Source organism: Shewanella sp. 6_MG-2023 (genome assembly GCF_030547195.1).
Taxonomy (GTDB): domain Bacteria; phylum Pseudomonadota; class Gammaproteobacteria; order Enterobacterales; family Shewanellaceae; genus Shewanella.
Genome location: NZ_JAUOQU010000081.1, coordinates 1 through 698, shown reverse-complemented (window position 1 = coordinate 698; position 698 = coordinate 1). Strand labels below are relative to the sequence as shown.

1 protein-coding gene is annotated in these 698 nt (G+C 46.6%); it reads right to left on the bottom strand.

The genetic code is table 11. The features are described from left to right. Nucleotides 1–698: VCBS domain-containing protein (locus Q4533_RS19630; protein ID WP_303503926.1), on the bottom strand; the 698-nt coding region annotated here is incomplete at both ends.

Here is a 698-nt window from a genome sequence, read left to right as displayed (position 1 = left end):
ATGGCTGTCTGAGAGTTATCGGCGGTATAGGTCCAGTGACCTAATTCATTGATTGATAGAGTACCAAACTGACCTTGTAGGCTTTCAGCGTTGAACTGCGCTTGATTGTTGTCTACATCTGTTACGATTAACGTCCCGTCAACGCGGAGTTGCCCACCTTGAACGTCTTTATCTTCAGTTAGCTGTGCTGTTGAAGTACCCGCAATCACCGCTTTGTCGTCAGTACCATTGATGGTGACAGTGACTTTCTGCTCAGTGCCATCGACTGAATGAACTATGAGAGTATCCGTTAATGATTCGCCTGTTTTCAGGCCTTGAATGTTCGGCTGCGAGTTATCAGCGGTGTAGGTCCAGTGACCTAACTCATTGATTGATAGAGTACCAAACTGACCTTGTAGGCTTTCAGCGTTGAACTGCGCTTGATTGTTGTCTACATCTGTTACGGTTAACGTCCCGTCAACGCGGAGTTGTCCACCATGCACGTCTTTATCTTCAGTTAGCTGTGCTGTTGAAGTACCCGCAATCACCGCTTTGTCGTCAGTACCGTTAATGGTCACAGTGATTTTTTGCTCAGTGCCGTCAACGCTATGAACTAACACTGTATCGGTAACTGACTCACCGGTTTTAAGGCCTTGAATGTTCGGCTGCGAGTTATCGGCGGTATAGGTCCAGTGACCTAATTCATTGATTGATAGAGT